Genomic DNA, 25,768 nt, shown 5'->3' with positions numbered 1-25,768 from the left:
GCGCAGCCGTTATCAAACGATCACATCGGGGAACGACCGCCGATCTCGGGTCGTCATAAACTTGACGCAGGTCCGGCCCTACGGAGGGAACCGATGGAGAGCAGGAACCCCGCGTTCCGGGGGAAGAACTTCGGGCAGCAGCAGCCCCCGCCCTACTCTGGGTACGGCACGCCCGAGATGTTGAACGAGACGTACCAGGCGCCCGCGTACGCGCCACCCGCGACCCGCCCGATGACCTATGACGACGTCGTCGTGCGCGGTTTCCTCAGCCTCGGCATGCTGGTCCTCACCGGCGCGCTGACCTGGCTCCTCGTCCCGACGCCGACGGCGCTGGCGATCGGCGGGGTGGCCTTCCTGCTCCAGCTCGGCCTCGGCCTCTACATCAGCTTCTCCGGCAAGGCCAACGCGCCGCTGGTGCTGACGTTCTCGGCCGTGTACGGCGTGGGCGTCGGCGCGATCAGCCACTACTTCAACGACCTCTACAACGGGGTCGTGTTCCAGGCGGTCATCGGCACCGCGCTGGCGTTCGGCGGCATGCTCGCGGTGTACGCGCTGCGGATCGTGCGGGTGCGGCCGAAGTTCGTGAAGTTCGTGGTCGCGGCGGGCTGGGCGCTGCTCGGCCTGATGCTGGTCAACCTGCTGGTGCAGGCCTTCGGCCCGGACACCGGCATCGGCATCCGCGACGCCTCCAACCCGCTGGCCTACGTGTTCAGCGTCGTCGCGATCCTCGTCGGGTGCTTCTTCCTGCTGCTGGACTTCGACGAGATCGAGCGCGGCGTGAACGCGGGCGCGCCGGAGAAGTTCGCCTGGTACAGCGCCTTCGGCCTCACCCTGAGCCTGGTGTGGATCTACCTGGAGCTGCTGCGCTTCCTGTCGTACTTCAACCGGGAGTAGCGACGCCCCGTCCATGGATCAGCCCCCTGCCGGCGGACCGGCAGGGGGCTGATCGCATGCGGGATCTCTTCACCGGGGTCGCCAACGCGTAGCGGGGCGACGAGCGGGGACTGCCCTTGGCGGGATCCCGCGGGGAGTCTGGTGGGGAGCCTTCCGCGTGCCCGCGTCGGGGCGAGGGGGCTCCGGGTCGTTCAGTAGTGGCGGGCGCGGCGGGTGCGCTCGTGTTCGCGGACCAGCGCCGCCGCGTAGCCGTGCGACAGGCCGTGTTCGTCGGCCAGCCAGTTGCAGCGCTCCTCGCAGCGGAGGAACGACGGGCCGTTCTCGATGGTGGTGAACCACTCGGGGATGTCACGTCCTGTGACTTGTGGGATGCGAGCGAGCAACTTGTTGTGCGTGTCCGGCGAGTGGTTCAGGGACAAGGTGCACCTCCAGGTCGGCGGGGCTCTTGTGCCGACTCTGCAACACCTCCTCGGATGTGACAAGCCCCTAACGGGTACCTATCTATTACGTTACGTAGATCATTCCGAGCGGATCGATCGTCCTGCCCCTTCGCGGACGGTTCGATGGAAAGGGAAATGGCCCGGTTCATGGCGCATTGCCGCACCAGTTCCCCGGGCCATTCGCGATGACGTTAAGTGATCAATGAATGATCGGCTTTCCGGACGTCAGCTCAGGCGCTCCAGCACCATCGCCATGCCCTGGCCGCCGCCGACGCACATGGTCTCCAGACCGAACTGCTTGTCGTGGAACCGCAGGCTGTTGATCAGCGTGGAGGTGATGCGGGCGCCGGTCATGCCGAACGGGTGGCCGACCGCGATCGCGCCGCCGTTGACGTTCAGCTTGTCCAGGTCCACGCCCAGCTCCTCGGCCGAGGGGAGCACCTGCGCGGCGAACGCCTCGTTGATCTCGACCAGGTCGATGTCGTCGATGGTCATCCCGGCGCGGGCCAGGGCCTGCCGGGACGCCTCCACCGGGCCCAGCCCCATGATCTCGGGGGACAGGCCGGTGACGCCGGTGGACACGATCCGCGCCAGCGGGGTGATGCCGAGCTCGGCGGCCTTGGTGTCGCTCATGACGACCACGGCGGCGGCGCCGTCGTTCAGCGGGCAGCAGTTGCCCGCGGTGACGGTGCCGTCGGGCCGGAACACCGGCTGGAGCTGGGACACCTTCTCGTAGGTGGTGCCGGCGCGCGGGCCGTCGTCCTTGCTGACCACGGTGCCGTCGGGCAGCGTGACCGGGGTGATGTCCTTCTCCCAGAAGCCGTTGGCCAGGGCCTTCTCGGCGAGGTTCTGGGAGCGGACGCCGAACTCGTCCTGGGCCTGCCGGGAGACGCCCTTGATCTGGGCGACGTTCTCGGCGGTCTGGCCCATCGCGATGTAGATGTCGGGCAGCTTGCCGTCCTGGCGCGGGTCGTGCCAGGTGCTGCCGCCCTTGGCGGTCTCCTCGGTGCGGGCCTGCGCCTCGGCGAACTTCGGGTTCTGGGTGTCGGGCAGCCCGTCGCTGGACCCCTTGGCGAACCGGCTGACCATCTCCACGCCGGCCGAGACGATCACGTCGGCCTCACCGGCCTTGATCGCGTGGAACGCCATCCGGGTGGTCTGCAGCGAGGACGAGCAGTACCGGGTGATCGTGGCGCCGGGAACGCCGTCCCAGCCGAGCAGCGTCGCCACGACGCGGCCCATGTTGTAGCCCTGCTCGCCGCCGGGCAGGCCACAGCCGAGCAGCAGGTCCTCGACCTGGCTCGGGTCGAGCTGCGGCACCTTGGCCATCGCGGCCTCGACCATCGTCGCGGTGAGGTCGTCGGGCCGCAGGTCCTTCAGCGAACCCTTGAAGGCGCGGCCGATCGGCGAACGCGCGGTGGCGACAATCACTGCCTCGGGCATTGCGGGTCTCCTGTCGTGCGACCTGATGCTGGGGCCTGCGGTGTTACCCGCCGGTCACCAGCAATCTAACGCGTCCCCTCGGCACGCGTACACGCCGCCCCGGCATCCTGTTGACATACCGTCCAACAGTCCGGCATCGGGCGGCCCGGCCCGCCGCCCACCGGCGACGGACCGGGCGATGGCTCAGCCGCGTTCGGCCAGCAACGTCACGATCTTGGCCACGTTCGCCTTGAGCTCCGCCATATCGGCCGTGACGAGGTGCTTGAGTTCCGCCACGTCTACCGTGAGTCCGGTCACGTCGTTCTTGAGCCCGGTCACGTCGTTCTTGAGCCCGGTCACGTCGTTCTTGAGCCCGGTCACGTCGTTCTTGAGTCCGGTCACGTCGTCTTTGACCGTGGCGAGATCCGCCTTGACGACGCCGAACTCCGTGGAGGCCTCGGCCCGGAAGCCGGTGAGCTCTTCCTGGAGCTGGTTGATCCGGTAGTCCAGCAGTCCCAGTGCTGAGGCGGGTGCCGCGATCTGGCTCTGCAACTGCTCCAGGCGCACCATGTGCGCGTATGCGGTGGCATGGGTCCGTTCGTCCAACGCGTTCACCCTCTCCGCGAGCTGCTCCAGGCCGGGAGTCTCGTTCACTGTATTCCCTCTTTCTGGCATTCCTACGAAGCCCGCCCCGGGGCGGGTGGGGGGAAGGAAAGGTCACTGGCCGTACATGCCGGGGGCCGTTCCCCGGGCGTCCCGGACCGCGTGCAGGACGCCGTCCTCGCCGCGCCAGACCCGCCAGCCGTCGGTGGAGCCGGTGTACCAGCCGGGCGGCGCGCCCGCGGAGCCGAGCCTGCGGCCGGTGGCCAGGTCGTAGGCGCACAGCGGGGCGACCGGGAAGAACCCGCGGTGCCCGTTGATCCTCAGCTCGGACGGGGTCACCGTGCAGAACGACCAGACGCGCAGCCCCTGCGGCCCGACCGGGGACGCGTCGGCCAGCCGGTAGGCGGCGCCCCGCCTGCCCTGGGACAGGAAGGCCAGGCTCGACAGGTCCGCCGGGAACGCCAGCAGCCAGGACGACGCGGGGGCCTTGTCGGCGGCGACGGTGGCGGTGGTGCGGCCGGTGCGGGGGTCGAGCTGCTCGAAGCCGCCGTAGGAGCCGCCGGGGGTGACCTGCCGGGTGACCAGCGCGACGGCGGGGCTGGCGCCGGGGTAGACGCGCAGCAGCCGCTTGCGGGTCCACACCAGCCTGCCGGTGGCGGGGTTCAGGCCGAAGAAGCCGAACGCCGACAGCGAGTCGCGGCCCTTGCCGCGCTGGTAGGGCGCGATGTACCCGACCAGCGGCCCGCCCGGCAGCGCGCCGAACGCCCAGCCGCCCGACAGGTTCACGCCGGGGCCGACGGCCCTCTCCACCGGGAACGTCCACAGCGTCCTTCCCGTCCGCAGGTCGCGGGCCTCCAGCGCCGGGTGCCGGGCCATCCGGAACGCCACCACGCGGGTCGGGTCGGACCACTCCACCTCGGCGATGCCGGGCATCCGCCACAGCTGCCTGCCGGTCGCGGCGTCCAGGACCGCGAACCGGGCACTGCGGCGCGCGGTGAACTCCGACAGGCACACCTGGGTCCCGCAGCGGACCGGGCCGAACGTCGTGTCGACCGGGCGGGTCCAGCGTTCCGCGCCGGTGCGGGCGTCGCGCGCGACCAGGGTGGCCTTCCACCTGCCGGTCCGCCGCGGCTCCAGCGCGACCACGACCGGGCTGCCCGGCGTCCCGGCGACCGCCGGGGGCTGCACGCCCATGCCGGACAGCCGGCCCACCATCGTGGCGGGCCTGCTCCACAGCCGACGGCCCTTGGCCAGGTCGAACACCGCCGTCTCCAGGTCGCCGTCCGGGCGCAGGCCGGTGACGGCGGTGACGCCCGACCCGGTGACGGGGCGGCTGACGGCGTTCACCCCGGTGCCCGCCCAGCCCTGGGCCGCCTCCGCGCCCCGGCCCGGCGCGCCGCCGGAACAGCCCGCCGCGCCGAGCAGGACGGCGAACGCGGCCAGTGCCGGAACGGGCGCGGAGGGTGATCGTCGGAGGGTGTGCGAGACCATGCGGGACTCCCGGGGAGGCGACGGGGACTGGTGACCGCTTGGAAGGACGTCGTGGCAGAACGTAACAGAGGAATCACGCAAACGGCGGGGGATCGCCGAAATCCCGCCCAGCCGGGTGGGGCCGGGCGGGACCGGCTCAGGCGGCCGTCAGGTCGGGAGGGCCTTCCAGCGCCGTCTCCGGTGCGGCGACGCGGCGGCGGCGCAGCAACGCCGCCCACCGGCCGCGCGGGCCGCGTTCGCGCCCGGCGACGCGGGTGCCGACGACCTGGGTGCCCGGCTCCTCGGCGGCCTCGGCGGCGGCCAGGTACACCGGGAGGACGCCGGTGCCCCGGCCCCGGCGCGGCGCGGGCACCAGCTCGTCCATGTCGGGCTCCAGGCCGAGGGCCGCGGCCATCGCGGGCAGCACGGCCGCGGCGGCGGAGGCGTAGCCCCGCCCGGAAGGGTGGTAGCGGTCGGCGCTGAACATCTCGCGCGGGTCGGCCGCGAACTCGTGGCCCAGCAGGTCGCCCAGCGACACCGTCCGGCCGCCCCGCTCCACCACCGCGATCGTCTGCGCGGCGGCCAGCTGGCGGCTGGCCCGGCGGGCGATCCAGCGCAGCGGCTGCATCAGCGGCTTGACCGAGCCGAGGTCGGGGCAGGTGCCGACGACGACCTCGCAGCCCGCCGCGCGCAGCCGCGTCACGGCCTCGGCCAGGTGCCGCACCGACTCGGCGGGCGGGACCCGCGCGGTGACGTCGTTGGCCCCGATCATGATCACGGCGACGTCGGGCTCGGCCAGCAGCGCCCGCTCCACCTGCCAGGCCAGCGCCTCGGAGCGGGAGCCGGACTTGGCGACGTTGGTCAGCCACACCGGCCGGTCGGCCAGCGAGGACAGCCCCGCCGCCAGCAGCGCGGCCGGGGTCTCGTCGGCGGAGCGCACGCCCAGCCCGGCGGCCGTGGAGTCGCCCAGCATCGCGAACGCGAGCGGATCGCCGGGCAGGGACAGGCCGTAGAAGCCGTCGGCCACCGGGGGATCGCCGTTCGGCGTCGCCAGGATGATCTTCCGGGCGAGCCTGGCCTCCGCCAGCACCAGACCGAAGGTGAGTCCCCCCAGCGCGGTGATCCCGCCGCCCCCGTACGCCGCGGCCGTCGCGATGCGCCGCGCCGTGAAAGCTCTCAGCATCGTGCGTTGCCCCTTCGTGGCAGTGAGGTGCGGAACCCCGGGTTGCGACCCCCGTCCCCCTGTAGATGCCCGTGGGCACCGATCTCGGCTACCGTCAGGGACAAGAATCTATCCGAATCCGCATCCCCTCCCATGGGCGCACACCCCGCTGACACTGTGGTGAACGGCACGTCGCCCCGGGATCGACACCGGGATGCAGGACGCTGAAATCAGACAGCGCTGATATTCGACAAGGACGTCGCAGTGCAGGTACACGACTCGCTCGTCGAACTGATGGGCAACACTCCGCTGCTCCGGTTGCGCAAGGTGACCGGCGGCACGGGCGGGGCCCAGGTTCTGGCGAAGGTGGAGTACTTCAACCCGGGCGGTTCGGTGAAGGACCGCATCGCGGTGCGGATGGTCGACGCCGCCGAACGCGAGGGGTTGCTCAGGCCGGGTGGGACGATCGTGGAGCCGACCTCGGGCAACACGGGCGTCGGCCTGGCCATCGTGGCGCAGGAACGCGGCTACCGCTGCGTGTTCGTCTGCCCCGACAAGGTCGCCAAGGACAAGACCGACGTGCTGAAGGCCTACGGCGCGGAGGTGGTGATCTGCCCGACGGCCGTCGCGCCCGACCACCCCGAGTCCTACTACTCGGTGTCGGACCGGCTGGCCGCCGAGATCCCCGGCGCGTGGAAGCCCAACCAGTACGTCAACCCCAACAACCCGCTCTCCCACTACGAGACGACCGGCCCGGAGATCTGGGAGCAGACCGAGGGGAAGATCACACACTTCGTGGCGGGGATCGGCACCGGCGGCACGATCAGCGGCACCGGCCGCTACCTCAAGGAGGTCTCCGGCGGCCGGGTGCAGATCGTCGGGGCCGACCCGGAGGGCTCGGTGTACTCGGGCGGCACCGGGCGGCCGTACCTGACCGAGGGCGTGGGCGAGGACATCTGGCCCGAGACCTACGACCGGGAGATCTGCGACCGCGTGATCGCGGTGTCGGACAAGGACTCGTTCACGATGACGCGGCGGCTGGCCCGCGAGGAGGCCCTGCTGGTCGGCGGGTCCTGCGGGATGGCGGTCGTGGCGGCGCTGCGGGTCGCGGCCGAGGCCCCCGACGACGCGGTGGTCGTCGTGCTGCTGCCGGACGGCGGCCGCGGCTACCTGTCGAAGATCTTCAACGACGAGTGGATGCAGTCCTACGGCTTCCTGTCGGCCGCCGGCCAGGAGGAGCCCACCGTCGGCGAGGTGCTGACCCGCAAGGGCGGCACGCTGCCGGAGTTCGTGCACGCCCACCCGCACGAGAGCGTCGAGACCGCCATCTCGATCATGCGGGAGTACGAGGTGTCGCAGCTTCCGGTGATGAAGGAGGAGCCGCCGGTCATGGCGGCCGAGGTCGTCGGGTCCGTCGCCGAGCGCGACCTGCTGGAGATCCTGGTCAAGGACCGGGCGCTGCTGGGCGAGCCGCTGGAGCGGCACATGGCCCCGCCGCTGCCGACCATCGGGTCCGGCGAGCCGGTCGGCAAGGCGGTGTCGGTGCTGGAGAAGTCCGGCGCGGCTGTGGTGCTGGTGGACGGCAAGCCCAAGGGCCTGATCACGCGGCAGGACGTGATCGCCTTCCTGGCGGGCGGGACGAACGCCTCCTGACCCCCGGCGGCCGCCGCCCCGGACGACCGAGGCCCCGGAGACCCTCATGCGGGTCTCCGGGGCCTGGTCTTCCCCTTGGGGAACCGGATCGCGGCCCCGGCCAGGTGGGCGGCGTTTACCGGCCGGGTGGCCGCGATCCGGCGTCGGTCAGGAGCCGGTCTTGGCGAACCGGTCCTGGACGGGGTCGGCGCCACCGTGCGGCGGCACCTGGCGCGGCGCGTCGCTGTGGCCGGGCCACCAGGCCTTGTGGCCGAGCAGCGCGGTGATCGCCGGGACGAAGAACGTGGACATCACGAACGTCGACAGCAGGATCCCGATCGCCACGCCGAAGCCCATCTGGGCGAGCATCGACTGCGGCGACAGCACCAGCACCGCGAACGTCCCGGCCAGGATCACGCCCGCCGCGGCCACCGTGGGACCGGCGTGCATGATGCCGAGCGCCGCGCCGCGCCGCGGGTCGTGGCCCTCGCGGGCCTCCTCCCGCAGCCGGGCGATCATCAGGATGTTGTAGTCGGTGCCGATGGCCAGCACGAACAGGTACAGGATGATCGGTAGCTGGAACATCAGGCCGGGCCGGCCCTCGATGCCCTGGAACAGCAGCACCGTCGCGCCCAGCGTCGCGGCGAAGCCGAGCAGCACCGCCACCACCAGGTAGATCGGGGCGACCAGGGCGCGCAGCAGCAGCGCCAGGATGAGCCCGATCAGCGCCACCGCGACCGGCAGGATGACCGACAGGTCACGGTTGTTGACCTCGTTGATGTCGGCCCAGATCGCCGTCATGCCGCCGACCAGCACCTGGGTGCCCTGCGGGGCCTCCTTCTTGACGTAGTCGCGCAGCGGGCCCTTCACCAGCGAGATGGACTCGTTGGAGCTGGGGTTCTCCTTCAGCGCGACCTTGTACATCGCGACGGTGCCGGACTTGCTCACCTGCGGCGGCTGGACCTGGCCGATGCCGGGGGCCTGCTGGAGCTTCTGCCCGTAGGAGGCCAGCGTGCCCTTGTCGAGCGGCTGCCCGGACTTGACGTAGACCTCGGTCGGGGTGAGCGCGCCGGCCGGGAAGGAGCCGCGGAAGTCCTTCATGGCCTGGGCGGCCTCGGTGTTCTGCGGGGCGCTGGCGTTGAAGTCGTAGTCGGCCTTGAAGCCGAGCGCGGCTCCGGCCAGGCCGACCAGCACCACGCCCGAGGCGAGGGCGGCGACGGCGGGACGGCGGCCCACCCCGTTGCCGATCTTGGCCCAGAGGCCGGGCTTGGGCTCCTTCTTCCACGCCTTGGACGGCCAGAAGATCGCCGGGCCGAGCAGCGAGACCAGCGCCGGCACCAGGGTCAGCGAGGTGATCAGCATGACGCCGACCGCGATGGCCAGCTGCGGGCCCAGCCCGCCGAACGCCTTGAACGCCGCCAGCAGCAGCACCAGGAAGGCCACGATGACCGCGCCCGCGGCGGAGGCGATGGCCTCGCCCACCCGCTCCACGCTGGTGATCATCGCGGTCTTCTTGTCCTCGCCCATCCGCAGCCGCTCGCGGTAGCGGAACAGCAGGAACAGGATGTAGTCGGTGCCGATGCCGTACAGCACCACGACGATGATCTCGTTGAAGCTCTCGTCGAAGCTGAGGCCGAACGCGTTACCGATGATCGCGGTCACCGCGCCCGACACCATCGACACCAGCGAGACCACGAGGATCGGCAGCAGCGCGGCCAGCGGCGCGCGGAAGATGATGCCCAGCAGCACCACGATCAGCACGATGGTGGCGATGCCGATCATCGCCATGGTCTTCTTGTCGGACTCCTCGTTGTCCACGGTGGAGGCCATGTCACCGCCGACCTTGGCGGCCAGCGGGCTGCCGCGGAGCTGCGCGGTGGACTCGGTGCGCATGGTCTTGACGGCCTTCTTGGCCTGCTCCATGGCCTTGGCGTCGCGGAAGTCGGAGGGCAGCCCCGCCACCACCAGGCCGACCTTGGCGCCCGGCTGCGGCGGCATCGCCTGCACGCCCTTGACCCCCGGGATCTGCTTGGCCTGCAACGCCTGCGCGAGCTGCTGGATCTTCTGCCCGTCGGCCGGCTGGAGGGCCCCGCCGTCGGTGCGTTTGATCACGACCATCGCGGGACTGGTCTCCTTGTCCGCGCTGGGGAACTCCCGCTCGGACAACTTGGCGGCCTGGACGGCCTCGTACTTGTCGGGCAGGAACTCCGCCTGGTCCGACTTCGTTTTGAGTTCAGGTGCGAGAGCGACCAGGGCGACGGCTGCCAGCAGCCACAACCCGATCGTGATCAACGGGTGTCTGACGACGCCCCGCCCAAGGCGTGCGAACATGCGCAACCCTTCGGTCAGTGTGCAAAGGGGGATTGATTACCCCTCAAACGCTAGAGATCGAAGGGACGGATCGGGTCAATCCGCATGCCGAAATGTCCCCTGCTACCTGCGGGGGAAGGGCTCCTCCTCCAGGAGGGGCGGCGGGTGGATAGCCTCATCCTCATGGACAACGAGGTTCACCAGGGCTTCGAAACCCTGGCCATCCACGCGGGACAGGAACCGGACCCCACCACGGGCGCGGTCGTCCCGCCGATCTACCAGGTCTCGACGTATAAGCAGGACGGAATCGGCGGCCTGCGCGGCGGCTACGAGTACTCCCGGTCGGCCAACCCGACGCGTACCGCGTTGGAGGTATGCCTGGCCGAGGTCGAGGGCGGCACGCGGGGGCTGGCGTTCGCGTCCGGCCTGGCCGCCGAGGACACGCTGCTGCGCACCGTCTGCAAGCCCGGCGACCACGTCATCATCCCCGACGACGCCTACGGCGGCACCTACCGGCTGTTCGCGAAGGTCGCCGAGCCGTGGGGGGTGGCGTTCGACCCGGTGCCGCTCGGGGACGTCGACGCCGTGCGCGCGGCGGTCCGGCCCGAGACGAAGCTGATCTGGGTGGAGACGCCCACCAACCCGCTGCTGGGCGTCGCCGACATCGCGGCCCTGGCCGCCGTCGCGCACGACGCGGGGGCGCTGCTGGTGGTGGACAACACCTTCGCCTCGCCCTACCTCCAGCGTCCGCTGACGCTGGGCGCCGACGTGGTCGTGCACTCCACCACCAAGTACATCGGCGGGCACTCCGACGTGGTCGGCGGCGCGCTGATCGTCGCCGACGCCGACCTGGGCGAGCGGCTGACCTACCACCAGAACGCCATGGGCGCGGTCGCCGGGCCGTTCGACGCCTGGCTGACGCTGCGCGGCATCAAGACGCTCGGCGTGCGCATGGACCGGCACTGCTCCAATGCCGAGAAGGTCGTGGAGATGCTGACCCGGCACCCGGCCGTGCGCGAGGTGCTGTACCCGGGACTGCCCGAACACCCCGGGCACGAGGTCGCGGCCAAGCAGATGAGGAAGTTCGGCGGGATGGTGTCGTTCCGGATGAAGAGCGAGGAGGCCGCCGTCGCCGTCTGCGAGCGGACGCGCCTGTTCATCCTGGGCGAGTCGCTGGGCGGCGTCGAGTCGCTGATCGAGCACCCGGGGCGGATGACGCACGCGTCGGCCGCCGGGTCGCCGCTGGAGGTCCCGGCGGACCTGGTGCGGCTGTCGGTCGGCATCGAGGACATCGACGACCTGCTGCGCGACCTGGAGCAGGCGCTGGCCTGACCTGCGGAAACGTGAGGACGGGCGCATCGGGCGCCCGTCCTCGCCGATCTGCCGGAAGCGCCTGAGGTCGTGCCGTTCCCGCCGTTTACGTGATCAAACATCTATGATGTGCGCGCCAGGTCCCGCCAAGAAAGGGTTCGGAGTGCGCAAAGTACTTCTGTGCGGTGCGGCGTTCGCCGCCACGTGTATCTCCGCCGTGGCCGTCCCCACCGGAGCCCTGGCGACGACGACCGAGCCGACGCCGACCCCGACCGGCACGGTCACCGTGGAGCCGTCGCCGACCGTTCCCTCCACCGCCCCCTCCACCGACCCGCGGCCGACCGGCCCCACCGGGACCCCGTCGTCCCCGACCCCCTCGCCCGGGGACTCCGGGACGCCGGACGCCGCGCCGACTCCCACGCCGCCGTCCGCCGGATCCGGCTCGGTCGTGTCCGCGCAGGGCGTCATGGTCACGCCGCGGCCGCCCCGCCAGGCCACCTACGCCTACGGGCCGGGCCCGCGCCAGCGCATCGACGCCTACTGGCGCCCCGTCGCCGCCCCGAAGAAGCAGCGGGCGCCGAAGACCGGCGCGGAGCAGCGGGACCGCGACGGCGGGCCGTCCGCGACGCCGTCCACGACGCCCTCGGCGACGCCGTCCACCGCGCCCGGGAACCGCCGGGACGCCCCCGCGCCCAAGGCCCGTCCCGCCGTGCTGATGCTGCACGGCGGCTACTGGCTGCGCGGCGACAAGTCCTCCTGGAAGTACTTCGCGCGCCGCCTCACCAACCAGGGCTTCGTCGTCTTCGCCGCCAACTACCGGCTCGCCGAGACCGCCCAGTGGCCCGCGCAGCGCAACGACGCCGGGAACGCCCTCGCCTTCGTCAAGAAGAACGCCAAGCGCTGGAACGTGGATCCCGATCGCGTCGTCGTCCTCGGCTCCTCGGCGGGCGGCATGCTCGCCACCCAGCTCGGCGCGTACGGCGAGGGCGGCGGGCGGGTGCGCGGCGTGATCGCGCTGTCCCCGGTGAACACCCCCTACCTGGCCTACCAGGACGGCGCCAAGCCCACCGCCTCGCCCGCCCAGCGCCGGCTGCGCGGCGCGGTCACCGAGCTCATCCGGTGCGCGGCCGGGTCCACCGGGGCGCGGACGCCGGACCCCTCCTGCTGGCGGCGGATCGAGGACGCCGACAGCGCCAGCCACGCCTCGGCGGGCGACGCCCCGATGCTGCTGATGCACAGCGTCGGCGACTTCGTGCCGCCCGCGCAGAGCACGGCGCTGGCGAGCGCGCTGCGGGCGGTGAACGTCCCGGTCACGGTGCGCACGATCCAGGGCGACACGCACGGCAGCTCGCTGCTGAACGACCCGAACGTCTACCCGACGATCCTGTCCTGGCTGAAGGCCCGCACCCGCTGAGCGTCCGGTCCCACGCGAACGGGGCTCCCCCTCGGTGGGGGAGCCCCGTTCGCGCGTTCCGCCGGTCGGGTCAGCCGTACCAGACCATCAGGAACAGGATGACCAGCCAGATGAGGGCGACCACGCCGGACATGGCGGCGATGCGGCCGCGCTCCACCTGGGCGACGTCGGCGCGGGGGGCGGGCTTCTCCTCGGGGGCGTCGGTCTTCGCGGCCTTCGCGGTCTTCTCGGCCTTCTCGTCCCCGGCGGGGGGCTCCGCGGGGGCGGCGGGGCGCGGGGGAGCCTCGGCGGCGGCGACCTCCAGCAGGTGGATGGCCTTGCGCTGGTCGCGTTCCACCAGGAACAGCAGCACCAGCGCGACGAGGAACAGCGTCATCGACGCCGACAGCCACACCTTGGCGAACTGGCCCTTGGCCAGGAACATCCCGAACAGGAAGATGCCCAGCGACCCCAGCGCGTAGATCCGCGTCGTCCGGGTCAGGTAGCGCACGACCGTGACGTCCTGCTTGCGGATGTACCTCGGGGTGGACATGGTCGCGGCCGTCAGCGGTCCCAGCGTGAAGATCGCGAAGCCGACGTGCAGGACCAGCAGCAGACGATCAGAAGTCGACATGCCGCCGACCCTAGCCCGCACGGCCCCGGAATGGGCGGAGGCCGCCCGGCGGACGCCGGGCGGCCCTCCTCCCCTCGGACCGGGTCCGTCAGCCGGTGGGAGCCTGCTGGGGCGCCGCGGGAGCCTGCTGGGACGCGGCCGGTGCCACGACGGGCGCCGCGGGCTTGGCGGCCGTGGTGGACTTGCCGGGCCTGGTGCTCTTGGCGGGCTTGGTGTTCTTGGCGGGCTTGGCCGGCTTCCCGGACTTGGTCGGCTTCCCGGGCTTGGCGGCCGCGGGCTTGCCGGACGAGGGCTTGGTGGTCGCGGGCTTGGCCGGCGCGGGCTGGGCCGGTGCCGCGGTCTGGGCCGGTGCGGACTGAGCCGGTGTGGACTGAGCGGGCGCCGCGGTCTGGGCGGGCGGCGCGGAGTCGGCGTGGGGCGTGGAGCCGGCGTGGGGCGTGGACTCGTCGGGCTTCGTGGACTGGTCGGGCTTCGTGGATTCGGCGGGCTTGGTGGAGTCGACCGGCTTGGTGGAGTCGGCCGGCTTCGTGGAGTCGCCGGGTGCCGCGGATTCCGCGGACTCCGCGGGCTTGGTGGAGTCGGCGGGCTTGGCGTTCGGCGGCGGGCACTGCGGCGCGGCCTTCCCGGGCCGGACGGGCTTGGCGGCGGGATCGGCGGCGGTGTCGGCGGCCGTGTCAGCGGCCGAATCGGCGGCCGTGTCAGCGGCCGGGTCGGCCTCGGCGGACGGCGGGCACTGGGGTACGGCGGCGGTCCGGTGGTCGGATCTGTGGTCGGCCATGGCGAGGCCCGAGCCGAACGCGACGACCGCCGCGGTGCCGAGGCCGACCGTCAGGAGTCCCAGGGACGTGCGTGGTTTCATCGTCTCTCCCCCAGAGAGGCGTTGAGCGACCTTCGATTACTCTCCGTAGCCGCGGTGCGGCGGAGGTCACCCTCCCCGGGCGCGTTCGGGGGTAACCGTCAGGCTCGGTAAAGGAAGATCATCGGCGGCGGCCGCGCCGCACCCGCAGGTAGTCGGAGACGACGTACTCGCCGAGCCGCTGCGCGTCGGGGGCGAAGACCCGCCCGCCGTTGCGCCGGGCGACCTCCTCCACGAACGACACCAGCCGCCGGTCGTCGGCCAGCATGAAGAAGTTCAGGCCCGCGCCGCGCCGGGTCATCCGGTCCACCTCGGCCATGGTCAGCACCAGCGTGTCGGCCGACGGCGGGTAGTCGAACCAGGACCGCCCGTCGGGCCGCAGGTGCGCGGTCGGCTCGCCGTCGGTGACCACCAGCACGATCGGCTCGAAGTCGGGGTGCCGGTCCAGATGGCGGCCCGCGATCATCAGGGCGTGGTGCAGGTTGGTGCCCTGGACCATGTCCCACTCCAGCCCGGCCATCTCGGTGGGGTGGAGTTCGCGGGCGTAGTTGGAGAACCCGATGATCTTGATGGCGTCCTGCGGGAACCTGCTGGTCACCAGGGTGTGCAGGGCGAGGGTCGTCTGCTTGGCGACCGCCCACGCGCCGCGCAGCACCATCGAGTACGACAGGTCCACCAGCAGGCACACGGCGGCGGCGGTGCGGCGCTCGGTCTCGTGGACCTCGAAGTCGTCCACGTGCAGCCGCACCACCGGGGCCGCCGCTCCGGAGGGCCCGGCGGGTCCGGGGGCGGGGACGGCCTCCATCGCGCTGCGGGTGATCGCGTTGCCGACGGTGCGGACGACGTCCAGGGGCTGCTCGTCGCCGAACCGCCAGGGGCGGCTGGAGCCGGTGAGCTCCCCGGCCTGCCCGGCGTCGCGCTGGTCGTGGTCGCCCTGCCGGCCGGCGGCGAGCTGGGAGAACACGCGGCGCAGCGCGGTCTCGCCGAGGCGCCGCACGGCCTTGGGGGTGAGCTCCAGCCTGCCGCGGTCGCGCTCCAGGTAGCCCTGGCGTTCCAGCTCGGCCTCGATGCGGCGCAGCTCGGCCAGGTCGTCCACGGCGCGGCGGCCGAGGGCGCGGCGGACGGCCTCCTCGTCGATGTCGTCCAGGCGCGCGCCGGGGTAGTCCTGGCCGAGGGCGCTCTCCAGGTCGGCGAGGTCGGCCAGCTCGGCGAGCGCGGTGGTGGCGTCGCCCATGCCGAGGGGGTCGTCGCCGGTCATCTGCTCGGGGCGGCCCCAGCCGAGGTCGGGGCGGCGGGCGCGCAGCGCGTCGCCGAGCCGGGTCATCTCCATCGCGAGGCCCGCGTCCTGCATGGCCTGCCGCATGAGGTCGGCCAGCTCGGCGCGCTGCTCGGGCGACAGCGACGCCAGCAGCCGGTCGGTCGCGGCGGCGCGGCGGGCCAGGGAGTCGACGAGCTCCTCCAGGTCGCGCGGTTCGTCGGGGAAGAAGTCCCCGTACTCGCGCATGAACTCCTCGAAGTCCCGCTGGGTGTGCTCGCCGCGCGCGTCCCGGTCGAGCATCCCGTTGAGCGCGGCCATCATGTCCTTGACCCGCCGCATCGCCTGCGGGTCCTGGCTCTGGAGCGCCTGCTTCATGCCCTGGAACTGCGCGTCCAGGACGTCGTCGCGCAGCAGGTCCCTGAGCTTCTGGAACGTCTCGCGCGCCGCGTCGGACCGCCAGTCGTAGTCCGACAGCCGCCGCACCGCCTGCGCGGTGTCGTCCGGCAGCGTGTCCAGCTCCGCCTCGCGCAGCCGGGCCTCGTCGCCCGGGTCCGGGAACAGCTCGGCGCGCTCCTGCCCGATCGCGGTGTCCAGCAGGCGGCGCACCTCCTCCAGCGTGCCGTCGAGACGGCCGCGCTCGCGCAGGGCGCGGCGGCGCTCGCGGACCTGCCGCAGCAGGTCGTCCAGCCCGCGGCGGCCCCGCGCGCCCGGCAGGCCGCGCCGCAGCATCTCGCGCAGCGCGTCCTCGGGCCGGGTGCCCTCCAGGACCGAGTCGCCCAGCGCGTCCAGCGCGTCGCGGACGTCGTAGGGCGGGGCGAGCGGATCGGGCCCGTCCTCGTACGCCCCGTACCGGTAGCGGCTCATCGAGCCCCCTCAGGAAGAAAGGTCAGGTGCGATACGTGGCGGTCCCGTCGCCGCCCTCGGTGACGTCCTTGGACAGCCGCCGGGTCAGGAACAGCCCCTCCAGCGCGAACTCCAGCGCGGCGGCGGCCTGGCCGGGCGAGTCGCCGGTCAGCCCCAGCCGTTCCATGATCTTGGCGAGGCCGGGCACCGGGCCGATGCGGCGCAGCAGCGCCGTGGCGCTCACCAGCTCGCCCGACTCCACGGTCTCCCCGGCGTCGAACCGGTCCAGCAGCCCCGACAGGTCGGCCGCGCCGAGGGTCCGGCGGTAGGTCTCGGCGGTGGCGCGGCGCAGCAGGTGCTCCAGCACCTCCTGCTCGCGGCCCTCCTCGCTGACCTCGAACTCCACCTTCCCCATCAGCGTCGGGACGATCGCGGGCAGGTCGCACACGCGCGCCACGGCGTGGTCCTCGCCGGCGATCGCGGCGCGCCGCACCGCCCCGGCCGCGACGGTCTCGGCCCCGGCCAGCGCGAACCGCGCCGACACGCCGGAACGGGCGTCCACCGCGTTGGACTCCCGGACCAGGCGGGTGAAGCGGGCGATGACCTCCAGGACGTGGTCGGGGACCTCGGCCGGCACGCCGTTCAGGTCGGCGAGGTCGGCCTCCTGGCGGATCAGGCCGAGCTCGGTGTCCAGGTCGACCGGGTAGTGGGTGCGGATCTCCGCGCCGAAGCGGTCCTTGAGGGGGGTGATGATGCGGCCCCGGTTGGTGTAGTCCTCGGGGTTGGCGGAGGCGACCAGCAGCACGTCCAGCGGGAGCCGCAGGGCGTAGCCGCGGATCTGGACGTCGCGCTCCTCCAGCACGTTGAGCAGCGCGACCTGGATGCGCTCGGCGAGGTCGGGCAGCTCGTTGATGGAGAAGATCCCCCGGTTGAAGCGGGGGACCAGGCCGTAGTGGACGGTCTCGGGGTCGCCCAGCGTGCGGCCCTCGGCGACCTTGATGGGGTCCACGTCGCCGATCAGGTCGCCGACGCTGGTGTCGGGGGTGGCGAGCTTCTCGCCGTACCGCTCGTCGCGGTGCCGCCAGCCCACCGGCAGGTCGTCGCCGAGCTCGGTGGCCAGCCTCCGGCAGCGCACGCAGACCGGCGCGTACGGGTGGTCGCCGATCTCGCAGCCGTCGACCACGGGCGTCCACTCGTCCAGCAGCCCGGCCAGCGTGCGGATCAGCCGGGTCTTGCCCTGGCCGCGCTCGCCGAGCAGGACCAGGTCGTGCCCGGCGAGCAGGGCGCGTTCCAGATGGGGCAGGACGGTGTCGTCGAAACCGACGATGCCGGGGAAGCGCGGCTCGCCGGATCTCAGCCGCGTCAGCAGGTTGTGCCGGATCTCGGCCTTCACCGAGCGTCGCACGTGGCCGCTGGTGCGCAGCCCGCCCAGAGTGGTCTCGCGAGGTATGGATGGACGCACGCGAACGACACTACGTCGCCGATCCGCCGAATCGCACCGTTGTCCGGCTTCGAATCTTCGTCGCCGGGAATGCGGAGCGGAGGTTTGGGCCACGGGCTCCCAGCGGGGAGACTGGTGGTGTGGACCGACCCGGTGAACCGTTCGAGGGAGGCGGCGCCGATGGCGCGATTCGGTGACGGCCTGGCCCTCGGCCCCGATCTGGCCAGCGCCGCGAGGTCGGCGGTCGAGCAGGCGCTGGCGCCGTTGGACGCCGCGCCCGACCTGGTGTGCGTGTTCGTGGCCGGGGACGACCCGGACGAGCTGGAGGACGCCGCCCGCGTCGCCGCGCAGGCCGCGGGACCGGCCGTGCTGCTGGGATGCAGCGCCGGCGGCGTCATCGGCGCGGGCCGGGGCGTGGAGGAGTCCAGCGCGGTCAGCGCGTGGGCGGCGGTGCTGCCGGGGGCGCGGCTGGAGCCGTTCCGGCTGGAGACGCTGCGCGCCGAGGACCGGCTGATCGTCGTCGGGATGCCCGAGGGGCAGGAGGACGACGTGGTCGGCGTGCTGCTGGCCGACCCCTACAGCTTCCCGGTGGACGCGTTCGTCGAGCGGTCCGGCGAGGCGATGCCCGGCCTGCCGCTGGTCGGCGGGATGGCCGACGGGCCGGTGCGGGGCTCGGTGCGGCTGTTCCTGAACGGGGAGATCCACGACTCCGGCGCGGTCGGCGTCGTGCTGGGCGGCGAGGTGACGGCCGCGACGGTCGTCAGCCAGGGCGCGCGCCCGATCGGCCCCGACATGGTGGTCACCCGCGCCGAGGACAACGTGCTGTACGAGCTGGCGGGCACCCCGGCCCTGGACAAGCTGGAGCAGATCGTCCTGGGCCTGCCCGAGGAGGAGCAGGAGCTCGCCGCGCGCGGCCTGCTGATCGGCGTGGCGATGGACGAGTACGCCGAGGAGCACGAGCACGGCGACTTCCTGGTGCGCGGGGTGGTCGGCGCCGACACCGACTCCGGCGCGATCGCGATCGGCGACGTGGTGGAGATCGGCCGCACGGTCCGCTTCCAGGTCCGCGACTCGGGCGCGGCCGAGCACGACCTGGCGGCCCTGCTGGACCGCTTCGACCTGCACGTCGAGGGGGCGCTGCTGTTCTCCTGCAACGGCCGGGGACGGGCGATGTTCCCCGACTCCGACCACGACGCGAAGATCCTCCAGCAGGCGTTCGGCGCGGCCGGGGTCGGCGGCTTCTTCGCGGCCGGGGAGATCGGCCCGGTCGCGGGCCGCAACCACGTGCACGGCTTCACGGCGTCGATCCTGGCGTTCGGGGCGGCGCGGTGACCGTCCTGGCCGTGGACATCGGCGGCACGAAGCTGGCGTCCGCCGTGGTCGCCCCCGACGGGGAGCTGCTGTCCCAGGCCCGCACGCCCACCCCCGTCACCCGCGACGGGGAGGAGATCTGGCAGGCCCTCACCTCCCTGCTCGACAAGGTGCTGGCGGAGGCGGGCGAACCGGACCTGGCGGGCGTCGGCGTGGGCTGCGGCGGCCCGATGACCTGGCCGGCGGCGGAGGTGTCCCCGCTGAACATGCCCGCCTGGCGGGGCTTCCCGCTCCGGGCCCGCCTGGCCGACCGCCACCCGGGCCTGCCGGTCCGCGTCCACAACGACGCGGTCTGCGTGGCGATCGGCGAGCACCGCGCGGGAGCGGGCCGGGGCCGCGCCAACGTGCTGGGCATGGTCGTCTCCACCGGGGTGGGCGGCGGCCTGATCCTGAACGGCCGCCTGATCGACGGGGCGAGCGGCAACGCGGGCCACATCGGCCACGTGGTGGTGGACCCGGGCGGCCCGCCCTGCGCCTGCGGCGGCCGGGGCTGCCTGGAGGCCGTCGCGCGCGGTCCGGGCCTGGTGGCCTGGGCCCAGTCGCAGGGCTGGCGCCCCGGCGAGCGGGTGACGGGCGTGGAGCTGGCGGACGACGCCCGCGCGGGCCACCCGGTGGCCCTCCGGGCGCTGACCCGGGCGGGCCGCGCCCTGGGCGTCGCCATCGCCTCGGCGACGCACCTGTGCGACCTGGAGGTGGTGGCGGTGGGCGGTGGCCTGTCCCAGACCGGGGACCTGCTGTTCGCCCCGCTGAACGAGGCCCTGCGCGCCCACGCCCGCCTGGACTTCGCCCGCCGGGTCGAGGCGGTCCCCGCCACGCTGGGCCAGACCGCGGGCCTGGTCGGCGCCGCCGCCCTGATCCACGACCCGGGCTCCTACTGGCACGCCGACTGACGGCCCTCCCCGGCCGGGACGGGCCGGGCCACCGGGGCGGACGTGGCAGGATGCGGGGGTGGCTCTGAAGCTTGATGACGTGCGCGCGGCGCGGGAGATGCTGCGTGAGGTGGTCGTTCCCACGCCGTTGGTGCACTCGCGCGTGCTCAGCGAGGCCATCGGCGGGCCGGTGTTCCTCAAGTGCGAGAACCTCCAGCGGACCGGGTCGTTCAAGATCCGGGGCGCGTACGTGCGGATCGCGCGGCTGAGCGAGGAGGAGCGCGCCGGGGGCGTGGTCGCCGCCAGCGCGGGCAACCACGCGCAGGGCGTCGCGCTCGCCGCGTCCATGCTGGGCTGCAAGGCCACCGTGTTCATGCCGCAGGGCGCCCCGCTGCCCAAGGTCGCGGCGACCCGGGGGTACGGCGCCGAGGTGCGGTTCCCCGGACCGACGGTCGACCACTGCCTGGAGGCCGCGCGCAAGTACGCCGACAAGTGCGGGGCCGTCTTCATCCACCCGTTCGACCACCCGGACGTGGTGGCCGGGCAGGGGACCATCGGGCTGGAGATCCTGGAGCAGCGCCCGGACGTGCGGACCATCGTCGGGGCCGTCGGCGGCGGCGGGCTGATGTCGGGGATCGCCGGGGCGGTGAAGGCCGCCCTGGAGGAGGCCGGCCGGCCCGCGGTGAAGGTCCTCGGGGTGCAGGCCAAGCGGGCGGCGGCGTTCCCGCCGTCGCTGGCCGCCGGACGGCCCACGAAGATCGAGATCCAGCCGACCATGGCCGACGGGATCGCGGTGGGACGGCCCGGCGACCTCACCTACGACCTGGTGTCGGAGCTGCTGGACGCCGTGGTCACGGTGACCGAGGAGTCGATCTCGCAGGCGCTGCTGCTGTGCCTGGAGCGGGCCAAGCAGGTCGTCGAGCCCGCCGGCGCGGCGGGCGTCGCGGCCCTGCTGGAGCACTCCTACGCCGTGCGGACGCCGGTGGTCGCGGTCCTGTCGGGCGGGAACATCGACCCGCTGCTGCTGTCCAAGGTGCTGCGGCACGGGCTGGCGGGCGCGGGCCGCTACCTGGTGGTGCGGTGCCGTCTGAACGACCGCCCCGGCGCGCTGGTGACGCTGCTCAGCGAGCTGGCCGGGATGGGCGTCAACGTCCTCGACGTCATGCACGAGCGCGTCGCCGCCCGCCTGCACGTGGAGGAGGCCGAGGTGCTCATGCACCTGGAGACGCGCGGCTCCGACCACAGCGAGGAAGTGCTCGGACGCCTCAGGGAGAAGGGCTACACCCTCACCCTGAGCTAGCGCGCGTCCCGGAACGGAACGCGGCGCGCCCCCGCCGGAGCGGGAGACGCGCCGCGGCCTCGGCGGAGGGCCGTCAGGGGGCCGTCACAGGGCCGTCACAGGGACGGCTTGCCGGAGGTGTAGAGCCACTTCTGGTACAGGTCGTCGAGCTGCTTGCCCGACACCTTCTCGGTGAAGCGGATGAAGTCGGCGGTGGAGGCGTTCCGGTACTTGTAGACGGTCGGCCACTGCTTGGCGATCTTGAAGAACGTCTTGTCGCCCACCCGCTTGCGCAGCACGTGCAGGGTCATCGCGCCCCGGTCGTACACGGTCGGGTGGAAGATGTTGTCGCGGCCCGGGTCGGCGGTCCTCGGCTTCCACAGGTCGTTGTCGGCCGGGGTGGCGTAGACCTCGTCGAAGCTCTGCTGGACGGGCTTGTTCTCGTACTTCTCCGAGTACAGCCACTCGGAGTAGGTGGCGAAGCCCTCGTTCATCCAGATGTCGGCCCAGCGCTTCGGCGTGACGCTGTCGCCGAACCACTGGTGGCCGAGCTCGTGCGCCAGCAGGGTGGGCCGCGGGATGGTGCCGGGACGGCGGGACAGGTCGTAGATCGGGCGGCCCTGGGTCTCCAGCGCGTAGCCGATGTTGCCCTTGAGGGCGATGCCGCCGGTGGAGGAGAACGGGTACTTGCCGAAGTAGCCCGCCAGGAAGTCCTGCACGTCCCCGGTCTGGGTGTTGAACTGCCGGGCCAGCTCCGGCTTGATGCCGAGGCGCTGGTCGGTGGCCGTGATGTTCGGGACGCCGCTCCTGGTCCGCCCGTTGATCACGTCGTACTTCCCGATCGCGATCATCGCGAGCTCGCTGGCCATGACCTGGCGCATCTTCCACCGCGAGACCGTCAGGCCGCCCTTGGTCCACTTGCCCGCGAAGTCGCCGTTGGCCAGGGTGGTGAGGTCCTTGGGCGCGGCGAGCGTGAACGTGTAGGTGGCCTTGTCGGTCGGGTGGTCGTTGACCGGGTAGAGGGTGGCGGCCCCGATCGGCTGGTTGACGAAGATCGCGCCGTCCTCGGTGGCGACCCAGCCGGACACGCCCAGCGCCGGGTCGTCGACCTTCTGCGGAACGCCGGAGTAGGCGACCCGCACCGTGAAGCGGCTGTTCTTGCGCAGCCCCTTCGGCGGGGTGATCTCCAGCTCCTGCGCGCCGGTCCGCTTGTAGGCGGCCTTGCGGCCGTTCACGGTCAGCGCCGAGATCCGGAGCGGGCCGAGGAAGTCCAGGTTGAAGCGCGACAGGTTCTGCGTGGCGCGGGCCTTGACCTGGGTGACGGCCTGCACGCCCTTGGTCGCCGGGTCGTACCGCAGGGCGATGTCGTAGTGCTGGGCGTCGTAGCCGCCGTTGCCCATGTCGGGGAAGTAGGGGTCGCCCGCGCCCGGCGCGCCGGGGGTGAAGCGGGCGGGGGCGGCGGCGTTCACGGGCGCCGCCGCCCCGAGGAGTCCGGCCGTGACGAGGATCGTCACGGCGGTGAGAGTGTGAGGCGTTCTGCTCATCGGCCCCGTCCTTGAGGTGTGTCACACGTGCCCCAAGACTCGCGAGCCGACCCGTCCGGATCAAGCGCGATTTGGTATCGAAACGGCCGGTTCAGGACGTGGATCGCGGATGGTTCGGCTTTCCGGGCCGGTAGAGCCACTTGCGGAAGAGACCATCGAGCCGGCGGCCCGCGACCCTCTCGGAGTGCGCGACGAAGTCGGCCGTGGTGACGCCGGCGTCGGCGTTGCGGCGCAGCCAGGTGCGCAGGATCGTGAAGAACGTCCGGTCGCCCACGGCGGTGCGCAGCGCGTGCACCGTCATCGCGCCGCGCGTGTAGACCGGGAAGAAGTCGAACATCCCGTCGCGGCCCGGCGCGCCGGTGGGCCGCCGCCAGACCTTGTCGGTCGCGGGGCGGCGGTAGTGCTGCCGGAAGGTCTTCTCGGCGCTGGCCCCGCCGTGCCTCTCCGCCCACAGCCACTCGGCGTAGGTGGCGAAGCCCTCGTTGAGCCAGATGTCCTGCCAGCGGCGGACGCTGACGCTGTTGCCGAACCACTGGTGCGCCAGCTCGTGCACCACCAGCGGCGTGTCGGTCTGGCCGGGGTAGGCCGGGCGGGTCTGCGTCTCCAGCGCGTACCCCACCGGGATGTCGTCGACGACCCCGCCGGTCGAGGCGAACGGGTAGGGCCCGAACCACCGCGCCAGCCGGTCGGTGACCTCGCCGGTGACGCGCGCCAGCTCGTCGTGGTCGGCGGTGACCAGCGTCGGGTCCACGGCCGTGATCATCGGGATGCCTTCCGGCGTGCGCCCGGTGCGCACCGCGAATCTGCCGATCGCCAGCAGCGCCAGGTAGCCCGCCATCGGCCGGTCGGTGCGCCAGCGGAACGTCGTGGTCCCGCCCCGCCGCGTCGTCCTGCCCGGCTCGCCGTTGGCGATCACCGTCAGCCCGTCCGGAACGGTGATCGTGAACGCGTGGGTCGCCTTGTCGGACGGGTGGTCGTTGAGCGGGTACCAGGTCGCCGAGCCCCGCGGCTGCGACAGCGTGGCCACGCCGTCGGGCGTCGGGATCCAGCCGGTGCGGCCCAGGTTGGCGTTGCCGAGGGTGCGCGGCGACCCGGCGTAGGAGACCGCGACGGTGAAGGTGGCCCCCTTGGCGATCCCGCGCGGCGGGGTGACCGTGAGCTCCTGGCCCCGGCGGCTGTGGCGCGCGGCGGCGCGGTCGACGGTGACCGAGCCGACCCGGTTGCCCACGAAGTCGAGGTTGAACCGGGACAGGTCCCGCGTCGCGGTCGCGGTGATCGTCGTGGTGCCGGCGACGCGCCTGCCCTGCGGGCGGTAGGTCAGCGCGATGTCGTAGTGCCGGACGTCGTAGCCGCCGTTGCCCGCCAGCGGGAAGTACGGGTCGCCGACGCCCGCCGCGCCCGGGCCGTGGTTCCGGCGGTCGGCCGGCCGGGCGGCCGTCGGCGCGGCGGTCGCGGCGGCCATCGTGGGGACGAGCAGCAGCACGGCCGTACGCCGCGCCAGGGGCGGGACCTGCACGGTCGTCGCCTCCCTTCCTCGGGCCCGGAGGTCAGAGCCTCGGCTTGCCCTTGTCGTAGAGCCAGGCGTTGAGCAGGGGGCCGACCTTCTTGCCGGAGACCCGCTCGGCGTGGGCGATGAAGTCGCGGGTGGTGACGTTGCGGTGCGGCCGGCCGCTCGCCCAGGTCCGCAGGATCCGGAAGAACCGCGCGTCGCCGACCTTCTGCCGGAGCGCCTGCAACGCCATCGCGCCGCGCACGTACACCGAGAACCCGAACAGGTCCCGGTGGCCGGGCCGGCCCGGCGGCGGGGAGAAGATCGGGGAGTCGGCGGGCTGCCGGTAGTACCGGTCGAAGATCTTCTTGGCGCTGTCGGGGCCGGACCGCTCCGCCCACAGCCACTCGGCGTAGGTGGCGAAGCCCTCGTTGAGCCAGATGTCGGACCAGTCGCTCAGGGTGACGCTGTTGCCGAACCACTGGTGCGCCAGCTCGTGCACGACGAAGTCCTCGTCGGGCACGAACCCGGCGTAGATCGGCCGTTCCTGCGTCTCCAGCGCGTAGTCGAGCGCCGGGTCGTCCACGATGCCGCCGGAGGAGGCGAAGGGGTACCTGCCGAACAGCTTCGTCTCCCACCGCAGCGCCTCGACGGTCAGGTCGTGGACCTTCCGCGCCGACCTGCGGAACTTGGGGTCGACGGCGGTGATGACCGGGACCTTCCCGACCTTCCCCTTCCTGACCTCGAACCTGCCGATCGCGACCGTCGCCAGGTAGCTGGCCATCGGGGACCTCTCGGCCCACTCGTAGGTGGTCTCGCCGCCGCGCCGGACGACCCTGCCGGGGACGCCGTTGGCGAACGCCCGGAGCTTCGCCGGCACGGTGATCCGGTAGGCGTAGGTGGCCTTGTCGGTCGGGTGGTCGTTGACCGGCAGCCAGGTCGGCGCGCCGTCGGGCTCGGCGAGCACGACCGCGCCGTCGCGGCTGGCCACCCAGCCGTAGGTGCCCAGGGACTTGTTGTGGACGGGACGGGGCTTGCCGTCGTAGCGCACCTCGACGGTGAACGTCGTCCCCGAGCGGACCGGTGCCGCCGGGGTGATGACGAGCTCCTGCCCGGAACGCCGGTACTGCGCCGCCCTCCCCTGCACGGCGACGCCGCGCAGGCTCGGCCCGCGGAAGTCGAGGTTGAACCGGGACAGGGGGTGGAGCGCCGTGGCGGTGATGACCGACCTCAGGGTGACCCGGCCGCCGGAGCGGTAGCGCAGGTCGATGTCGTAGTGGCGGACGTCGTAGCCGCCGTTCCCGGCCTGCCGGAGGTAGGAGTCCCCGCGCCCGGCGGCCCCGGGCCTGCCCTCGACCGGCTGGGGTGCCGTGGTGGAGGGGGCGGTGCCGGGTTCGGGGGAGGGCGCGCCGCCGGCCGTGTCGGGCGGGCCGGGCGGGGCGCCGTTCGGGTCGGGCGGGCCCGGAGGCATGCCGGGGGCTTCGCCGGGAGGCGTGTCGGGGGCGCCGGGGGCCACGTCGGGAGTGCCGGGGGTCGCGCCGGGGTCG

20 protein-coding genes are annotated in these 25,768 nt (G+C 72.8%); 7 read left to right on the top strand and 13 right to left on the bottom strand.

The genetic code is table 11. The features are described 5' to 3' along the window. Positions 1-93: 93 nt before the first annotated feature. Positions 94-894 (top strand): Bax inhibitor-1/YccA family protein, encoded by an 801-nt coding sequence (locus AKI01S_RS23905; RefSeq protein WP_067822184.1) that lies wholly within the window; start codon positions 94-96, stop codon positions 892-894. 191 nt (positions 895-1,085) lie between these two features. On the opposite strand, the gene AKI01S_RS23900 is transcribed toward AKI01S_RS23905, so the two are convergent. From AKI01S_RS23900 to AKI01S_RS23880, 5 genes are all read right to left on the bottom strand, one after another. Next, positions 1,086-1,313: a DUF4287 domain-containing protein gene (locus AKI01S_RS23900; protein WP_067822181.1), complete on the bottom strand. Its 228-nt coding sequence runs from the start codon at positions 1,311-1,313 to the stop codon at positions 1,086-1,088. Between the two features lie 246 nt (positions 1,314-1,559). Continuing rightward, the gene (locus tag AKI01S_RS23895) at positions 1,560-2,777 is read right to left on the bottom strand and encodes an acetyl-CoA C-acetyltransferase (RefSeq protein ID WP_067822178.1); all 1,218 of its coding nucleotides are present in this window, start codon (positions 2,775-2,777) and stop codon (positions 1,560-1,562) included. Positions 2,778-2,960: 183 nt separating this feature from the next. Then, positions 2,961-3,410: a hypothetical protein gene (locus tag AKI01S_RS23890; protein WP_067822175.1), complete on the bottom strand. Its 450-nt coding sequence runs from the start codon at positions 3,408-3,410 to the stop codon at positions 2,961-2,963. 63 nt (positions 3,411-3,473) lie between these two features. Further along, complete coding sequence (locus AKI01S_RS23885) at positions 3,474-4,850, bottom strand: outer membrane protein assembly factor BamB family protein (protein WP_067822172.1); 1,377 nt, start codon at positions 4,848-4,850, stop codon at positions 3,474-3,476. A gap of 136 nt (positions 4,851-4,986) precedes the next feature. Continuing rightward, positions 4,987-6,012 (bottom strand): SGNH/GDSL hydrolase family protein, encoded by a 1,026-nt coding sequence (locus tag AKI01S_RS23880; protein ID WP_067822168.1) that lies wholly within the window; start codon positions 6,010-6,012, stop codon positions 4,987-4,989. A gap of 243 nt (positions 6,013-6,255) precedes the next feature. Between AKI01S_RS23880 and AKI01S_RS23875 the strand changes: the two genes are divergently transcribed. Then, positions 6,256-7,644 (top strand): cystathionine beta-synthase, encoded by a 1,389-nt coding sequence (locus AKI01S_RS23875; protein ID WP_067822165.1) that lies wholly within the window; start codon positions 6,256-6,258, stop codon positions 7,642-7,644. A 147-nt stretch (positions 7,645-7,791) separates the two neighbouring features. On the opposite strand, the gene AKI01S_RS23870 is transcribed toward AKI01S_RS23875, so the two are convergent. After that, entirely contained in the window at positions 7,792-9,954 is a 2,163-nt protein-coding gene (locus AKI01S_RS23870) for an MMPL family transporter (RefSeq protein ID WP_067822162.1), read from the bottom strand. Positions 9,955-10,116: 162 nt separating this feature from the next. On the opposite strand from AKI01S_RS23870, the gene AKI01S_RS23865 reads away from it, so the two are divergent. Together AKI01S_RS23865 and AKI01S_RS23860 are read left to right on the top strand one after the other, a co-directional pair. Beyond that, positions 10,117-11,265, top strand: coding sequence for a cystathionine gamma-synthase (locus AKI01S_RS23865; protein ID WP_067822159.1), 1,149 nt, complete (start codon positions 10,117-10,119; stop codon positions 11,263-11,265). A gap of 142 nt (positions 11,266-11,407) precedes the next feature. Continuing rightward, positions 11,408-12,658, top strand: a complete 1,251-nt coding sequence (locus AKI01S_RS23860; RefSeq protein WP_245681749.1) for an alpha/beta hydrolase — start codon at positions 11,408-11,410, stop codon at positions 12,656-12,658. Positions 12,659-12,728: 70 nt separating this feature from the next. On the opposite strand, the gene AKI01S_RS23855 is transcribed toward AKI01S_RS23860, so the two are convergent. The 4 genes from AKI01S_RS23855 to AKI01S_RS23840 form a co-directional block, all read right to left on the bottom strand. Beyond that, positions 12,729-13,271 (bottom strand): hypothetical protein, encoded by a 543-nt coding sequence (locus tag AKI01S_RS23855; protein WP_067822155.1) that lies wholly within the window; start codon positions 13,269-13,271, stop codon positions 12,729-12,731. Between the two features lie 88 nt (positions 13,272-13,359). Then, the gene (locus tag AKI01S_RS50805) at positions 13,360-14,130 is read right to left on the bottom strand and encodes a hypothetical protein (RefSeq protein ID WP_067822151.1); all 771 of its coding nucleotides are present in this window, start codon (positions 14,128-14,130) and stop codon (positions 13,360-13,362) included. A 118-nt stretch (positions 14,131-14,248) separates the two neighbouring features. Next, positions 14,249-16,249, bottom strand: coding sequence for a vWA domain-containing protein (locus tag AKI01S_RS23845; RefSeq protein WP_067822147.1), 2,001 nt, complete (start codon positions 16,247-16,249; stop codon positions 14,249-14,251). 22 nt (positions 16,250-16,271) lie between these two features. After that, positions 16,272-17,690: a sigma 54-interacting transcriptional regulator gene (locus tag AKI01S_RS23840; RefSeq protein ID WP_084000148.1), complete on the bottom strand. Its 1,419-nt coding sequence runs from the start codon at positions 17,688-17,690 to the stop codon at positions 16,272-16,274. Between the two features lie 159 nt (positions 17,691-17,849). Here AKI01S_RS23840 and AKI01S_RS23835 point away from each other — a divergent pair, with 159 nt between their 5' ends. The 3 genes from AKI01S_RS23835 to ilvA are packed head-to-tail and all read left to right on the top strand — an operon-like array spanning position 17,850 to position 21,209. After that, positions 17,850-19,001: an FIST signal transduction protein gene (locus tag AKI01S_RS23835; protein WP_067822249.1), complete on the top strand. Its 1,152-nt coding sequence runs from the start codon at positions 17,850-17,852 to the stop codon at positions 18,999-19,001. Next, complete coding sequence (locus tag AKI01S_RS23830; protein WP_067822145.1) at positions 18,998-19,930, top strand: ROK family protein; 933 nt, start codon at positions 18,998-19,000, stop codon at positions 19,928-19,930. Before AKI01S_RS23835 ends, AKI01S_RS23830 begins: the two co-directional genes overlap by 4 nt. A 58-nt stretch (positions 19,931-19,988) precedes the next feature. After that, positions 19,989-21,209 carry a threonine ammonia-lyase gene (gene ilvA / locus AKI01S_RS23825; RefSeq protein ID WP_245681748.1) on the top strand — a complete coding sequence of 407 codons (1,221 nt, stop codon included), beginning with the start codon at positions 19,989-19,991 and terminating at the stop codon, positions 21,207-21,209. Positions 21,210-21,304: 95 nt separating this feature from the next. Here the strand turns inward: ilvA and AKI01S_RS23820 are convergent, their stop codons facing one another. The 3 genes from AKI01S_RS23820 to AKI01S_RS23810 all read right to left on the bottom strand — a co-directional run. After that, a complete protein-coding gene (locus tag AKI01S_RS23820) occupies positions 21,305-22,732 on the bottom strand; it encodes a M1 family metallopeptidase (RefSeq protein WP_067822142.1) in 1,428 nt (475 codons plus the stop codon). 91 nt (positions 22,733-22,823) lie between these two features. Further along, entirely contained in the window at positions 22,824-24,248 is a 1,425-nt protein-coding gene (locus tag AKI01S_RS23815; RefSeq protein WP_067822139.1) for a M1 family metallopeptidase, read from the bottom strand. 31 nt (positions 24,249-24,279) lie between these two features. Further along, positions 24,280-25,768: M1 family metallopeptidase (locus AKI01S_RS23810; protein ID WP_369688738.1), on the bottom strand; the 1,489-nt coding region annotated here is incomplete at its 5' end.

Origin of the sequence: Actinomadura kijaniata NBRC 14229, assembly GCF_001552175.1 — a bacterium.
GTDB classification, from domain to species: Bacteria; Actinomycetota; Actinomycetes; order Streptosporangiales; family Streptosporangiaceae; genus Spirillospora; species Spirillospora kijaniata.
This window is presented reverse-complemented; position numbering and strand designations above follow the sequence as displayed.

Bases quoted from the DNA above. Each gene is read 5' to 3' on its own strand.
- AKI01S_RS23885 (WP_067822172.1), bottom strand. From the start codon at position 4,850: ATGGTCTCGCACACCCTCCGACGATCACCCTCCGCGCCCGTTCCGGCA.
- AKI01S_RS23880 (WP_067822168.1), bottom strand. From the start codon at position 6,012: ATGCTGAGAGCTTTCACGGCGCGGCGCATCGCGACGGCCGCGGCGTAC.
- AKI01S_RS23865 (WP_067822159.1), top strand. From the start codon at position 10,117: ATGGACAACGAGGTTCACCAGGGCTTCGAAACCCTGGCCATCCACGCG.
- AKI01S_RS23905 (WP_067822184.1), top strand. From the start codon at position 94: ATGGAGAGCAGGAACCCCGCGTTCCGGGGGAAGAACTTCGGGCAGCAG.
- AKI01S_RS23895 (WP_067822178.1), bottom strand. From the start codon at position 2,777: ATGCCCGAGGCAGTGATTGTCGCCACCGCGCGTTCGCCGATCGGCCGC.
- AKI01S_RS23845 (WP_067822147.1), bottom strand. From the start codon at position 16,249: ATGAGCCGCTACCGGTACGGGGCGTACGAGGACGGGCCCGATCCGCTC.
- AKI01S_RS23835 (WP_067822249.1), top strand. From the start codon at position 17,850: ATGGCGCGATTCGGTGACGGCCTGGCCCTCGGCCCCGATCTGGCCAGC.
- AKI01S_RS23820 (WP_067822142.1), bottom strand. From the start codon at position 22,732: ATGAGCAGAACGCCTCACACTCTCACCGCCGTGACGATCCTCGTCACG.
- AKI01S_RS50805 (WP_067822151.1), bottom strand. From the start codon at position 14,130: ATGAAACCACGCACGTCCCTGGGACTCCTGACGGTCGGCCTCGGCACC.
- AKI01S_RS23870 (WP_067822162.1), bottom strand. From the start codon at position 9,954: ATGTTCGCACGCCTTGGGCGGGGCGTCGTCAGACACCCGTTGATCACG.
- AKI01S_RS23855 (WP_067822155.1), bottom strand. From the start codon at position 13,271: ATGTCGACTTCTGATCGTCTGCTGCTGGTCCTGCACGTCGGCTTCGCG.